The 12519-nt window shown below is 73.4% G+C and carries 10 protein-coding genes; 6 read left to right on the top strand and 4 right to left on the bottom strand.

Going from position 1 to position 12519, the window contains the following annotated elements; translation table 11 throughout:
- Positions 1-240: 240 nt before the first annotated feature.
- Complete coding sequence (locus OG599_RS01295; RefSeq protein WP_327174036.1) at positions 241-1458, bottom strand: Dyp-type peroxidase; 1218 nt, start codon at positions 1456-1458, stop codon at positions 241-243.
- A gap of 262 nt (positions 1459-1720) precedes the next feature.
- Here OG599_RS01295 and OG599_RS01290 point away from each other — a divergent pair, with 262 nt between their 5' ends.
- Entirely contained in the window at positions 1721-2926 is a 1206-nt protein-coding gene (locus OG599_RS01290) for a cytochrome P450 (RefSeq protein ID WP_327174035.1), read from the top strand.
- A 1-nt stretch (position 2927) separates the two neighbouring features.
- Positions 2928-4091, top strand: a complete 1164-nt coding sequence (locus OG599_RS01285) for a type III polyketide synthase (RefSeq protein ID WP_327174034.1) — start codon at positions 2928-2930, stop codon at positions 4089-4091.
- Between the two features lie 43 nt (positions 4092-4134).
- Here the strand turns inward: OG599_RS01285 and OG599_RS01280 are convergent, their stop codons facing one another.
- On the bottom strand, positions 4135-4755 hold the full coding sequence (locus tag OG599_RS01280; protein WP_327174033.1) for an L-threonylcarbamoyladenylate synthase: 621 nt from the start codon (positions 4753-4755) through the stop codon (positions 4135-4137).
- Positions 4756-4852: 97 nt separating this feature from the next.
- Between OG599_RS01280 and OG599_RS01275 the strand changes: the two genes are divergently transcribed.
- The 3 genes from OG599_RS01275 (at position 4853) to OG599_RS01265 (ending at position 7025) form a co-directional block, all read left to right on the top strand.
- Positions 4853-5170: a cupin gene (locus OG599_RS01275; RefSeq protein WP_327174032.1), complete on the top strand. Its 318-nt coding sequence runs from the start codon at positions 4853-4855 to the stop codon at positions 5168-5170.
- A gap of 179 nt (positions 5171-5349) precedes the next feature.
- Entirely contained in the window at positions 5350-6309 is a 960-nt protein-coding gene (locus OG599_RS01270) for a YihY/virulence factor BrkB family protein (protein WP_327174031.1), read from the top strand.
- An 86-nt stretch (positions 6310-6395) separates the two neighbouring features.
- The gene (locus OG599_RS01265; RefSeq protein ID WP_327174030.1) at positions 6396-7025 is read left to right on the top strand and encodes a GNAT family N-acetyltransferase; all 630 of its coding nucleotides are present in this window, start codon (positions 6396-6398) and stop codon (positions 7023-7025) included.
- A 97-nt stretch (positions 7026-7122) separates the two neighbouring features.
- Here the strand turns inward: OG599_RS01265 and OG599_RS01260 are convergent, their stop codons facing one another.
- The gene (locus OG599_RS01260) at positions 7123-7983 is read right to left on the bottom strand and encodes a M12 family metallo-peptidase (protein WP_327174029.1); all 861 of its coding nucleotides are present in this window, start codon (positions 7981-7983) and stop codon (positions 7123-7125) included.
- A 253-nt stretch (positions 7984-8236) separates the two neighbouring features.
- Here OG599_RS01260 and OG599_RS01255 point away from each other — a divergent pair, with 253 nt between their 5' ends.
- On the top strand, positions 8237-9118 hold the full coding sequence (locus tag OG599_RS01255) for an ABC transporter substrate-binding protein (RefSeq protein ID WP_327174028.1): 882 nt from the start codon (positions 8237-8239) through the stop codon (positions 9116-9118).
- A 72-nt stretch (positions 9119-9190) separates the two neighbouring features.
- Here OG599_RS01255 and OG599_RS01250 read toward each other — a convergent pair whose 3' ends face one another.
- Positions 9191-12514: a LamG-like jellyroll fold domain-containing protein gene (locus OG599_RS01250; RefSeq protein ID WP_327174027.1), complete on the bottom strand. Its 3324-nt coding sequence runs from the start codon at positions 12512-12514 to the stop codon at positions 9191-9193.
- Between the last annotated feature and the right edge of the window lie 5 nt (positions 12515-12519).

The following is a 12519-nucleotide window of genomic DNA, read 5'->3' as shown; positions in this document are numbered from 1 at the left end:
GCCGGTGCCCGGTACGGGCATCGGCCGAGATCCCGCCGGAGAACCCGGACGCGCCTCGGGGTTCGGGCGAGCGGAAGGATTCCGACGGCAATGGCTGTCAGAATCTTTCTGCAATCTCTTGCGCCCAGGAAATTACCCGTGCATGTCAGGTACGTAAAGAGTTCCGACAAGGACGGCCCCGGGAAGGCGCCGCTCACCGTCGCGCTTCCCGGGTCCTCCGCCACTCCTCTCGGGGAAGCCTCAGTCGGCCAGCAGGCTCGCCCCGAGCTTGCCCTTCGCGTCCGTCACGCCAGGCAGCACGAGGAAGTAGCCGCCGCCCCGGGTGACGGTGAAGTCCGCGAGGGGCTCGCCGTCCAGGCGCCGCTGCACCGCCTCGAACTGCCGCCCGATGTCCTGCTGGTAGCAACAGAAGTTCAGCCCCACGTCGAGCGCACCATCGGGTGCCAGACCGCGGTCGAAGTTGTAACTGCGGCGCAAGGGGAGCGAGTCGGCCGTCTCGGGAGTCCTCGGGTTCGCCCGGCGGATGTGTGAGTCGAAGGAGATCTTCCGGCCGTCCGGGTCCGACCGGTAGTCGGGAAGGTCCGTCTCCTTGGTACCGGTCAGCGGAGCGCCCGTCGCCTTGTTCCGGCCGAAAGCGCGCTCCTGCTCGGAGACCGGCAGCCGGTCCCAGGCCTCGACCCGCAGCCGGGTCGTCCGCAACACCTGGTAGCAGCCGCCCCAGGCCCAGGCGGGCGCCCCGCTGCGCGAACCCAGCCACAGCACCCGGTCCATCTCCCGCTCGGACGTCGTGTCCGGACGGGAGATGCCGTCCTTGAAGCCGACGATGCTGCGCGGCGCGCCGTTCGGCCGGGGCGGGTTGAGGAACCCGTCACTCCGCCACCTCGGGGCGGCCGCCCCCCGCAACGCCAGTTGCAGATCACGCATCACCCCCAGGACGGCGTCGGGGTGCTCCGCGCAGACCTGGACCGACAGGTCCCCGTGGCAGGCGTCCGGGTCCAGATCGTCCCCGGGGAAGGCGGGCATGGTCCGCAGCCCCGCGGGCCGACGCGACCGGAGGCCGAAGCGCCCGTCGAAGAGGGACGCCCCGACGCCGACCGTGATGGTCAGGCGATCGTCGGGTCCGCCCTGCGCGGAGGCCGCGGTGAGGGCCCGCGCCCGCTTCGTCAGCACGTCGAAGACGGCGGCCGGCCCGCCGCGGTCCGTGGCGAGCACGTCGAAGGCGACGAACGCGGCGAACGCCTGCTGCGGCGTCACGACGCCCGCCTGGTGCGGGCCGTGGAACGGCACCGCGGCCTCCCGCGCCACCTCGCCCGCCGCCTCCGGCCGCCGGACCGGTGCCGCGAAGGCGTCCGGCGCGCTCGCCACCGCCCCGGCGAGACCGACCCCCGTCAGCACGAACCCCCGGCGTCCTGGGAGGGGGTTCGGTCCGGCGGTCGGACGGTCGTCGATGTCTGTCATGGTCGTGCCTCTTCCACGTGCTCGATGTGTCTGGCGTGTGAGCCCTACCAGCGAGGCGTGCGCGCGGGCGCACATTCATTCGTGCGGGTCACCGGCCATGCGCCCTTCGGCCCCGTGCGCCGCCCGCGCACCCCCTGATCGGCTGACTACTCAGCGTGGTGAACATGTTCCACAGGGTAACGGGAATACAGCCGGGGTCCGGTCCCGGTCGGGAGACGGACCTGACCACCCATCAGCCGGACCGGTCCCTGGGAGAACCTCGGTGGAGAACACGGAAACCGTACGCAGCTGCCCCTTCGACTTCGCGCACCAGCTGGAGTTCGACCCCCGGCTCAAGGAGTTGCTGACCACCGCGCCGGTGTCCCGCATCCGGATGCCGTACGGAGAAGGCGACGCCTGGCTGGTCACCCGGTACGAGGACGTCCGCACGGTCACCACCGACCGGCGCTTCAGCCGCAGCGCCGTGACGGGACGGGACTTCCCGCGGATGACCCCCGAACCCATCGTCCAGGACGAGGCCATCAACCTCATGGACCCGCCGGCCAGCAGCAGGCTCCGCAGCCTGGTGGCCAAGAGCTTCACCGCCCGCCGCATCGACGCCATGCGCGTAGGCACCCAGCGCATCGTCGACCAACTGCTCGACACCATGGAGGACGGCGGAACCACGGCCGACTTCATGGCGGCGGTCGCCGCACCCCTGCCGCTCGTCACCATCTGCGAAGTGCTCGACATCCCCGAGCCGGACCGGCCCTGGCTCCGCGCCCACGCCCTCACCATGATGAACGTCGGGGCCGCCGGCAAGGAGGACGCCGTCCGCGCCAAGGCGGAACTCCGCGCCTACTTCGGCGAACTCACCGCCCGCCGCCGCAGGTCCCCGGGCGAGGACCTCATCTCCACCCTCGCCACGGCACGGGACGGGGACGAACTCCTCGGCGACGACGAGCTGACCGTCATGGCCATGGTCCTGCTCATCACCGGACAGGACACCACCACCTACCAACTCGGCAACATCGCCTACTCGCTGCTCGTCCGCCCCGAACTGACCCGGACCCTGCGCGACCAGCCGGAGCGCCTGCCCCGCACCCTGGAGGAACTCCTGCGCCACATCCCCTTCCGCAAGGGCGTCGGTATCCCCCGCGTCGCCCTGGTGGACGTGGAACTCGGCGGCGTCAGCATCCCCGCCGGCGACGTGGTGCACGTCTCCTACCTGACCGCCAACCGCGACGCCGAGAAGTTCGAGCGCCCCGACGACCTGGACCCCGACCGGCCGTCCATCCCCCACATGACCTTCGGCTGGGGAGCCCACCACTGCCTGGGAGCCCCGCTCGCCACGATGGAACTGGAGACCGCGTTCTCGTCGCTGCTCCGCCGGTTCCCGCACCTGCGCCTCGACGCACCGGTGGAGGACATCCGCTGGAACACCACGTCCATCTGGCGCTACCCGCTCGCCCTGCCCGTCACATGGTGACGTGAGCCTCCGCTCCCAGACACGAGGAGAACCCATGGCGACCCTGTGCCGCCCGGCCATCGCTGTGCCCGAACACGTCATCACGATGCAGCAGACCCTGGACCTCGCCCGCGAGACCCATGACGGCCACCCCCAGCGCGACCTGGTCCTGAGGCTCATCCGGAACACCGGCGTACAGACCCGCCACCTCGTCCAGCCGATCGAGGAGACGCTGCGCCACCCCGGCTTCGAGGTGCGCAACAGGGTGTACGAGGCCGAGGCCAAGAAGAGGGTCCCCGAAGTCGTGGGCCGGGCGCTGGAGCACGCCGAGGTCGAGGCCGCCGAGATCGACCTCATCGTCTACGTCTCCTGCACGGGCTTCATGATGCCGTCGCTGACCGCCTGGCTGATCAACACCATGGGCTTCCGGCCGGAGACCCGCCAGCTGCCGATCGCGCAGCTCGGCTGCGCCGCGGGCGGGGCGGCCATCAACCGCGCCCACGACTTCTGCCGGGCCTACCCGCAGTCCAACGTCCTCATCGTGTCCTGCGAGTTCTGCTCGCTCTGCTACCAGCCCACCGACATCGGTGTCGGATCCCTGCTCTCCAACGGCCTGTTCGGCGACGCCGTCTCGGCGGCCGTCGTCCGGGGAGAGGGCGGCACCGGAATGCGACTCGAACGCAACGGCTCGCACCTGGTGCCCGACACCGAGGACTGGATCTCCTACGCGGTCCGCGACACCGGATTCCACTTCCTGCTCGACCGGCGCGTCCCCGGCACCATGGAGATGCTCGCCCCGGTGCTCCAGAACCTCGTCGACCTGCACGGATGGTCGGTGCAGGCCATGGACTTCTTCATCGTGCACGCGGGCGGCCCGCGCATCCTGGACGACCTCTGCCACTTCCTCCAGCTGCCGCCGGGGATGTTCCGCTACAGCAGGGCCACCCTCACCGAGCGGGGGAACATCGCGAGTTCGGTCGTCTTCGACGCGCTGGCCCGGCTCTTCGAGGACGGCGGCGCGGACGACGACGCGCAGGGGCTCATCGCCGGATTCGGACCCGGCATCACGGCGGAGTGCGCGGTCGGACGCTGGGTGCGCCGGCCCGACCACGAGGCCGTCCGGGCTGACGAACTCCTCGCGTCGGGCGGAACGCTGCCCGCCCCGGGCGGTGCGCTGCTCGGCTGAGCCGGCACAGCGCAGGGCGGGAGAGCCGACGACGCGGGGAGACTCACTCGAACCGGGTGGTGTCTCCCGCCCCCTTGCGCACGATCGTGACCTCGCCGTCCGAGAAGTCGATGACCGTGGTCGGTTCCGTCCCGCAGTCCCCGGAGTCCACCACAGCGTCCACCTCGTGGTCGAGCCGCTCCTTGATCTCCCACCCCTGCGTCAGCGGCTCCTCCTCGTCGGGCAGCAGCAGCGTGCTGGAGAGCAGCGGCTCGCCCAGTTCGCTCAGCAGCGCCTGGACCACGGCATGGTCGGGGATGCGGACGCCCACGGTCTTCTTCTTCGGGTGCAGCAGCTGGCGCGGCACCTCCTTCGTCGCGGGAAGGATGAAGGTGTAGCTGCCGGGCGTCGCCGCCTTGATCGCGCGGAAGACGTCGTTGTCGATCTGGACGAACTGGCCCAGCTGGGCGAAGTTCTCGCACACCAGGGTGAAGTGGTGGCGGTCGTCGAGATGCCGGATCGACCGGATGCGGTTGATCCCCTCCCGGCTGCCCAGCCGGCACCCGAGGGCGTAGCAGGAGTCCGTGGGGTACGCGACCAGAGCGTCCGAACGGATGAGACCGGCCACCGTGCTGATCGTGCGTCGCTGAGGGTTCTCGGGATGCACGTCGAAATACTTAGCCATCCGCCGAGTCTACGGGGTGGGCCCGACGGCCCCCGTGAGGCTCGTTGGACGCCGCGCTCCGGCGGCGGGCGCGGGGGTGCTGCGGCAGAGTGGCGGTATGAACGACCTCAACGCCCTCGCGGACGAGCACCTCGCCGCGGCGCGCCGCTCCCCCCACGGGCGCAGCGCGCACCGCCTGCTCCAGCAGCCTCCGCTGCGCCAGACGGTGATCGCCCTCACCGCCGGCTCCGCGCTGGACGAGCACAACGCGCCGCTCGCCGCCTCTCTCCTGGTGCTCCGCGGCGCGGTCCGCATCACCGCGCCCTCCGGCGACGTGGAGCTGACGGCCGGCGGTCTGGGGCCGATCCCGAGGGAGCGGCACGGGCTGCTGGCGCTGGAGGACGCGGTGGTCCTCCTCACGGCCGTCAACGACTGACGGCGGGATTGCTGCCCCGTGTCGCAGCCCCGGCGCCGGCCGGAACCGGGCTCGCGGGGGTGGCGGTGTACTCCCGCGAAACCGAGGCATGAGACAAAGGACGGCACCAGCCGCGTGACCGTGCGACCAGCACGGGCGTCCGGCGTGCCCCATCCCGTCCACGTCCCCCGGAGCGACGCGTGTTCCGCAAGTCCGTTGCCCCTGCCCGCGAGGCGGGCGACGCCCACCCGGCCGGCCGCGCCGCCGCCTGGTCCGCCGCGCTGCGACGGACCCCCGTCTCGCTGTGGAACGACGACATATCCGACTGGGCCGCCGCTCAGACGTACTACGCCATCCTCGCTCTGCTGCCCGCCCTGCTGGTCACCGTCTCCGTCATCGGCCTGGCCAGCCCCGACGCCACCGCCGCGCTGATCACGGACATCACGGCCTTCGCCCCGGCGGAGTCCGGCGCGGCCCTGCGCCAGCCGCTCCTGGCCGCCACCGAGCAGCGGGCCGCGGGCTGGGTCCTGGTCGCCACCGGCAGCGTCAGCGCCGTCTGGTCGGCCTCCAGCTACCTCGCGGTCTTCCGCCGCGCCCTGCACGCCATGCACCACGAGCGCGACACCCGCCCCGCGCTGCGCAACGCGCACACCATCGTCGCCTCGGCGATCGGCCTGCTCCTGCTGATGCTGACCAGCGCGTTCGTGCTGGTGCTCACCGGTCCGCTGGCCCGCTGGGCGGCCCGCAGGCTGGGGCTCGCGGAGGCGGGACAGGCCCTGTGGTGGTTCCTCAAGTGGCCCGTCCTGCTGGTACTGGTCACCTGTCTCATCACCGTCCTCTTCCGGACGGGACCGCGCTCGGTGCGCGGCACGCGGCAGGGGCTGCCCGGCGGGGTGCTCGCGGCCGTGCTCTGGCTCGTCGCCTCCGCGGGGTTCGCGCTCTACGCCACGCACGTCGCCGCCTACAGCCGGTTGTACGGCTCCCTCGCGGGGCTCGTCGTCTTCCTCATCTGGGTCTGGTTCACCAACCTGGCCCTGCTGGCCGGAGCCCAGTTCAACGCCGAGCTGGAGGCGGAGCGCAAGGCCCTGGGGGCACGGCCGACGGTGCCGCCGCAAGGGGGCGGCGAGGGGTCGGACGACGGGCCCCGCGAGGGGGACTGACCGGCCCGCGACGGGGCCCGCCGGCCCCGATCCGCATGACCGTACGGACCTTGTGGGAGCGCTCCCAAGATGGCATGCTCCCGGCCATGGGACAGCCCGCGTACATACGCTCCTACCGCCCCGGCGACCGTGCCGCGCTCGCCGACATCTGTGTCCGGACGGCCGACAACGGCGGTGACTCCCGGCACGTCCACGCCGACCAGGAGTTGATGCCCAGCCTGTTCGCCGCGCCGTACGCGTACCTCGAACCCGACCTCGCCTTCGTGCTGGACGACGGTTCGGGACGGGCGGTCGGATACGTGCTGGGCACGGCCGACACCACGGCCTTCGCCGCCGCCTTCCGGGAGCGGTGGCTGCCGCTGGTGGCCGGCCGCTTCCCGGCCTCCGGCAAGCCGCCCACCACGCCCACCGAGGAGATGATCGCGCTCCTGCACCGCCCCGAGCACATGCTCGGCCCGCAGGTCGCCGCGTACCCGGCCCATCTGCACATCGACCTGCTGCCGCCCTGGCAGCGCAAGGGGCACGGGCGGGAGCTGATGCGCGCGTTCCTCGACGCGCTGCGGGCCAAGGGGGTCGCCGACGTGTACCTCTCGATGCTGACGGCGAACAAGCCGGCCAGGGTCTTCTACGACCGGCTCGGATTCCACGAGATCGACGTGCCCGACCCCGGGCCGCTGACCTACCTGGGCCGCACCACCGACAGCGCCGGACTGTAGGGCGGGCCGTCACCGTGCCGGCTGCCGGGCGACGTCCGGCACGCCCCGGGCGGCGCGGACCGCCGGACGGGCCCGCCACCCGGTCCGGCCGGTCGGCTCACGGGGCGGCACGGTACCCGGCGACGATCGGCATCGTCTCCCGCAGCACCCGGGCGCCGTCGTTGGCCGCGTCACCGAGGCGGCGGCCCTTCCAGGTGCCCCGGGCGCTGGAGAAGCGGCTGATGCGGCGGCAGTGCTCACCGCAGGCGGCGCGGTAGGCCATGATCGTGTAGTACTGGCGGTCCTCGGTGACCCAGCCGGTGTTGTACGGGCGGGTGCTGCTGACCTCCATGGCCCCCTCGGCCCCGTCGGCGAGCGTCGTACGGTCGTGGGCCAGGCCCAGGTTGTGGCCGATCTCGTGGCTCGCCGAGTCGAGCGCGATGCCCTGGACGTCCACGACCGCGTAGGCGTACGCGTCCGACTCGGCGGTGAGCCCGGGTGTGTAGTCCCCGGTGCCGCCGCCCCGCCCGGACGCGTCCACCACGAGCGTCACCAGGTCCGCCCCGTAGCGGTCCCGGCGCTGCCGCGCGGTCGGTCCGAGGGCGGGATCGGTGCCCTCGCGGAGTCCCTCGTACGCCGCGTCGAACTCGTCGGAGCCCTCGTACCCCTTCGCGGTGTACGGGTGCACGATCCGGATGGAGCCGCAGACCCCGCTGGCGAGCAGGGACTCGTTCATCCGCGTGGCGATCTCCTGCGCCGACACCGGCACCCGGTGCACACCGCCCACCGCCGCCGCGGCCTTCGGCGTGTACACGGTGAGTACGTCGACCACCGGGCAGGAGGGGGAAGGCCGGCCGGCCTTCGCCGCGCGGGGGCTGTCCGGCGCGGTCCCGGGGGCCGTTCCGCGCGCCGAAGGCGCGAGGCCGAGCGCGGCGAGGAGGGGCAGGGTCAGAGCCGCCTTGAGAGCGGTCGCGTGCATGGGGCGCATCCTTCCGTCCGGGGCGGGGCGTGCCGGTCGCAAGGAGTGTTTCTTGATCAAAGCAGGGCGAAACCGGGTTTCCGCCCGCGTGAAGGAGCGCGAGGCGGCTTCCCCCGTCGGCGCCGGAGCGCCCCCGCGGGGGACGCGACGCCGGTCCGGGGACGAGGGGTGCGGCGGCGAGGAGTTGGGCAGGTACATCTGTGCGAAAGGGGCCGGTGGCCGGCGGAAGAGCACGGATCAAGGGGTGGGGAACGTGACGGAACAGAGCGGGTGGCGCTTCTCGGACGACCGGGGCCGGGTGTCCCGGGCCGAGCGGACGCCTGCGCGGGTGCTGGCGTACGTCCAGGCGGGCGCCACCCTCTGGGACCTGGGCGTCCGGCCCCACGCTGTCTTCGGCTCCGGCCACGACGGCGCCGGGATCGACCCGGCGAAGAGCGGGGAACTCCCGGTGGACGAGGTGGCCTATCTGGGTGCGGGCACCACGCTCGACGTGGACACCCTGCTGCGCGACGCGCCCGACCTGGTGGTGGCCGTCAGCTACGGCGGCGGCCAGGTGTACGGACTCGACCCGGACACCGCCAAGCACCTGGAGGAGCAGGTGCCGGTCGTCGTGATGGACGTCGGGCAGTCGCGCACGCTGGCCGGGACGTCCGACCGCTTCGCCGAGCTGGCGCGCTCGTTGGGCGCGGAGGAACTCCCCCGGGCGGACGAGGAGCTGGAGGCCGCCCGGGCCCGGCTGCGCGCCCCCGCATCCGGCGGCGCGGTCCGGGTGGTGGCGCTCTCCCCGGCCGACCCGGACCAGGCGTACGTCGCCCGCCCCGCCCAGTGGCCCGAGCTGGCGGCCCTCGAAGAGCTGGGCGTCGGCCTCGTCGACCCGCCCGCAGGCCCCGGCGTCAACTGGCACACGGCCCCTTGGGCGGAGGTGGCCGCCCTCGCGCCGCACGTGCTGCTGACGGACGTGCGCGTCAACGCGGCGCCCCTGGAGAGCCTCCGCGCCCAGCCGGAGTGGGCCGCGCTGCTCGGCGCCGGAACGCTCGTCGTGCCGTGGAACCCGGAACCGCTGTGCAGCCCGCACGCGCACGCCCGTTTCCTCTCCCTGGTCGCCGACGCGCTGGACTCCGTACGCGAGGGCTGAGGGCGGCCCCCGGGAGACGCGGGAGCCCGGCCCCTGGAGGCCGGGCTCCGGCAGTCATCGGTCGACGTGCCGTCAGTTGATTGCGGACCAGGGCCCGTTCGGGTCTCCCGGGGCCTGGTTGCGGGTGTACCACTTCGCCCGGTACACCGTTCCCCGGTAGACCGCCGCGTCGTCGGTCCGGAAGATCCTGGACGGAGTCCAGACGGCGGTGCCGTCCTCGGTGGCGTCGATCTCCTGCCAGGGCCCGTACGGGTCGCCGGGGGGCTGGTTCCGGGTCCACCAGGACGCCTGGTAGAGGGCGCCGCGGAAGGTGACGGTGGAACCGGTGTCGTAGGTCCCGTCGGGGCTCCAGACGGTGGGCGGGGCGCCGGCGATCTCCACGGTGGCGGGCAGGGTGGTGGTGAAGCCCCACGCGTCGGTGGCGGTCACGGTGACCGGGTAGCGGCCGGGCGTCAGGGTTCTGACGGCCGTCAGGTCGACGCGGACCGTGCCCGGGACGTCGAGGACCGGTCGCAGCGCGGCCAGTACGGCGGCCTCGTCCACGGTGTCGCCGACGGTGAAGGCGGCGGTCGTGGCGGACAGGGCCAGGCCGGGCAGCGGTGCGACGCGGACGGTCTCCGCCACCGGGTCCGACGTGGAGCGGCCGTGCACGGCGGTGATCAGGACGGTGTACCAGCCCGGCGTGCCGAAATCGACTCCGGAGAGGTCGGCCCGCAGCACGGCGTCGGCCGGATCGGCGGTGGCGTGCACGTCGGCGAGGAACGCGGCGGCGTCCGCGGGCCCGTGGCCGGCCTGGTAGGCGACGGTCCGGTCGGCCACCGAGACGGCCGGCAGCTCCGGGGCCGGGGCGGTGGAGCCCTCGCCCAGGGTGAAGGTGGTGACGGCTGCCGCGTGGTCGGAGGCCCAGGAGTTGCCGGCGACGTCGTCCTCGGAGGGCCAGCCGACGGTCAGCGCGTGCGCCTCGTCGACGTGCAGGGCGTCACCCGCGTACCAGACGTAGTCGACGCGGTCCTGCGGCTCGTCCTTCCCGTCGGGACGGGTGGAGGTGATCGGGGACCAGGTGTTTCCCGGGTCGGTCTCCGGGTCGGGGGCGGCGACGCGGAAGGAGTCGGTCAGACCGAGACCGGCGAAGACGTCCGGCACGGGCCACTCCACGGCGCCGGCACCGCAGTGCGAGCCGCTGGTGTGGTCCGTCCAGTCGGCGGACGAGGGCGAGGCCAGGTCACCGAGGAGCAGCACCGGGTCGTCGCCGGAGAGGTCGGCCGCCATCTCCTGGGCCACGGCGCGGGCCTGGGCGTAACGCGTGGTGGTCCGCTCGTGCGCCGCGAGATCGGTGGCCCCGTCGAAGCAGGCGCGGTAGGGGCCGTAGTCGCCCTCGTCGAGGCGGGCGTTCCAGACCCGTACCGGAGTACCCCCCACGTCCAGGGTGACGGCGGCGGCCGGGGCGGCGTCGGTCGGGGCGACCCGGTCCGCGTCGCCGATCGGGTAGGCGGAGACGACGCCCAGATCGCCGGAGGCGTAGACGTCCCAGCCGAGTGCGGCGCCGACCTCGCGGGCCATCGCCGCGCCGCCGTCCTGGAACCCGGCCAGGGTGATGCCCTGGGTGGCGATCACGGCGACGTTCTTGGCGACCGCGTCGGTGACGTGGCTGCCTCCGTCCCAGGCGTTCCAGGACGCGCTCTGCACCTGCGGGGCCGCGTCGGCCGCCGCGACCGGGACCTGGAGGAGGATGCGGGCCGTGGTCGTGCCGTCGGTGGCCTCGACGGTGAGCGCGCCCTCGTCCTGCGGGACCTCGGCGGGGGCAGTGCCGGTGACGACGCCGTCGGCGCTCACGTCCAGCCAGGAGTCCCCGGAGACCTTGCCGAAGACGACCCCGGCCCCGCCCGGCCGTGTCCAGCCCGCCTGCCACAGGCCGGCGAGGGGCTGACGGACGGCCGAGGAGACGGGCGTGGCGGGCAGCCGGAACGTGTCGGTCATGAAACCGGTGGTGGACAGCGGGCCCAGCTTGGTGAGCCGGAGGTCGTCGAAGGAGACCGTCGCGGAGTCCAGGACCAGGCCCACCACCCCCGTCGCGGTGCGGGGGAGCGTCACACCGGCGAGGACGAGCCGGTCGTCGACCAGGAAGTCGGCGGTCGTGCCGTGCACCTCCAGCGCGAGGCGCGCCTCGGTGCCGGTGCCCAGGTCGGAGCCGGAGGGCGCGCCGGCGAGGGCCCTGACCTCGGTGGGCGACTGGACGAAGGCGCGGACGCCGTCGGCCGCCGTGGTGCCGCTGCGGACCGCGAACGCCGGGTAGGGGCGTACCCCGTCGGCGAGAGTGTCCGCGATCAGCGCGAACCACGGGTCGTCCGGCCGCAGCACGTCGTCGAAGCGGGCGGTGGCCTCGAAGAGGTAGTCGTCCAGGTGCGGCCCGAAGGTCAGCACCGGCTGGTCCCCGGCGGACGGTGAACGACCGGTGAGCCGTCCGCCGGCCACCGTCCAGGGCTCCGATCCGGTGGCCCGGTTCCAGCAGGCGACCGGATCGGGCCCGGAGAAGCCCTCGTCCAGGACGACCGTGCCGGCCGGGGCGTCGGCGGCGTCGGCGACACCGTCCTGGTACGCGGTGCAGTCGGGCGCTCCGGCGGGCGGGGCGCCGTTCCGCCCGGAGAAGGCGGCGACCTGATCGGCCGTGAGCGCGCGGCCCCACACGTCGGCGGTGGCGATGCTGACGGGCGAGGGGGTCTCGATGCCCCCGGCGGCCGCCGAGTCGGCGCCGAGCGTCCAGTTCTGCGCGCCGGACGCGGGGGCGGTGAGCGCGCCCGCCGCCGCCGTGGCCGAGGCGAGCACTCCGTCCACGTACAGCTTGACGTCCTGGCCGTCCCAGGTGGCCACCGCGTCGTACCAGCGGCCGGCGACGATCGGGGCGCGGGTGTACGTGTAGCCGCCGACGTTCACCGAGAAGGCCAGCCCGCCGCTGTCGATCTGGAGATCGGCCCCGCCGGACTGGGCGTTCGAGCAGATCGCCTTCTGCCCGGTGGCCGGGACCGTCGCGCCGTTCCAGCGGAAGCGGCATCCGACGGAGAAGCCGCCGGTGAGCTTGGACCACTGGCCGGCGAACGGATAGGTGTACGCGTCCGAGGTGCCGTTGAAGGTGGCCACCGGCTTTCCGGCGCCCGGGTCCCTGGTGATCTGCGGTACGCCCTTGACGGCGGGCGCGAGCCCCTGGGCGTGGTCGGCGGGGGTGCGGTCCGCGAAGTCGACGGCGAGGACGTCCGGGGCGGGCACGTCCGTGGCCGCCGTCGCGGTGGCGTGCGGGACGGGCGTCGCCGCTCCCGCCGGTCCCGCGAGCAGGGCGGTGGGGGTGAGCAGCAGGACCACTGCGGCCAGTCGGGCCGCGTGGTGGCGGGTACGCAGTCTCATGTTCC

Origin of the sequence: Streptomyces sp. NBC_01335 (assembly GCF_035953295.1) — a bacterium.
Taxonomy (GTDB): domain Bacteria; phylum Actinomycetota; class Actinomycetes; order Streptomycetales; family Streptomycetaceae; genus Streptomyces.
This window is presented reverse-complemented; position numbering and strand designations above follow the sequence as displayed.

Excerpts from the sequence above, each read along its gene's own strand:
- OG599_RS01295 (WP_327174036.1), bottom strand. The coding sequence starts at position 1,458 with ATGACAGACATCGACGACCGTCCGACCGCCGGACCGAACCCCCTCCCA.
- OG599_RS01280 (WP_327174033.1), bottom strand. The coding sequence starts at position 4,755 with ATGGCTAAGTATTTCGACGTGCATCCCGAGAACCCTCAGCGACGCACG.
- OG599_RS01275 (WP_327174032.1), top strand. The coding sequence starts at position 4,853 with ATGAACGACCTCAACGCCCTCGCGGACGAGCACCTCGCCGCGGCGCGC.
- OG599_RS01265 (WP_327174030.1), top strand. The coding sequence starts at position 6,396 with ATGGGACAGCCCGCGTACATACGCTCCTACCGCCCCGGCGACCGTGCC.
- OG599_RS01260 (WP_327174029.1), bottom strand. The coding sequence starts at position 7,983 with ATGCACGCGACCGCTCTCAAGGCGGCTCTGACCCTGCCCCTCCTCGCC.
- OG599_RS01250 (WP_327174027.1), bottom strand. The coding sequence starts at position 12,514 with ATGAGACTGCGTACCCGCCACCACGCGGCCCGACTGGCCGCAGTGGTC.